The following is a 919-nucleotide window of genomic DNA, read 5'->3' as shown; positions in this document are numbered from 1 at the left end:
TGAGAAATGTAAGCCCTTGGTCTGTTCCTGATTTAATTTTGTGAGGTCTTTAGAAGCAAGATTAACATCCAGAATAATGCCTGCAGGATTATGTTCAAAAATGGCATCGGGATGGTAGGTGAAGAACGAACGGTACTTGTCATTCAGCGCCAGTCTCTGTTGCCGTTCTGTATGCAGGTCTATACTCAAGGCAACTAAAGATGCGGCATGAGAAATCAATTTAATATGAGTAGAGCTTGGACATTTGGGAGAACGGTAATAGGTTGCAAAGGTTCCATAGAGGGTTCCCTGCGCATTAATAATAGGCATCGACCAACACGCATTGAGATTCTCTTCTTGAATCACGTTATGGAAAGCTTCCCAGTTAGGGTCAATCGCTAAATTTTCACAAATCACCAGTTTTCGGTGAAAAGTTGCCGCACCACAAGCACCGACATGTGGACCTATTTTTAGATCAGAGACCGTTTCTATATATCGGTTGGAAAAATGCTGACTACCACTAATTAAGTTTAAAGTTTGTTCTGTCTCAGAGTACAACATAATAGATACCATTGAATCTGGTATCCGGGCTTCTAGCCATTCACTGACCATCTGAAATATGAGGCTTAACTCAGCATGTTGTCCAATTAAATTAAAAATAGATTGGGTATCTAAATAACTCGCTGTTTGACTCATATAGTTTGCTACCCTAGAGTTGTATTGCGCATTTTGGATAGATTCTCAACGAAATTTTGTAAAATTGGATCTAAATGTGAATGATTACCCTTACTTAAATAGTATAACAAAAATGCGACAAATTTCACACATAATTATCTAAGAGTCTTATAGTTATCAATAGATTTCTTTCATAAATCAAAAAACGACCAGCTTTTTGATTAATATTTGTACTCTAACTTTCTTGGCATTCGTGCATAATCTG

The 919-nt window shown here is 37.3% G+C and carries 1 protein-coding gene; it reads right to left on the bottom strand.

Annotation, left to right across the window (positions count from 1 at the left end; translation table 11 throughout):
* The coding region (locus tag WAE57_RS15775; RefSeq protein ID WP_337711302.1) for a GAF domain-containing protein at window positions 1-675 on the bottom strand (675 nt) is incomplete at its 3' end.
* Window positions 676-919 lie beyond the last annotated feature (244 nt).

The organism is Acinetobacter sp. NS-4, from assembly GCF_037402435.1.
Taxonomy (GTDB): Bacteria; Pseudomonadota; Gammaproteobacteria; order Pseudomonadales; family Moraxellaceae; genus Acinetobacter.
This window is presented reverse-complemented; position numbering and strand designations above follow the sequence as displayed.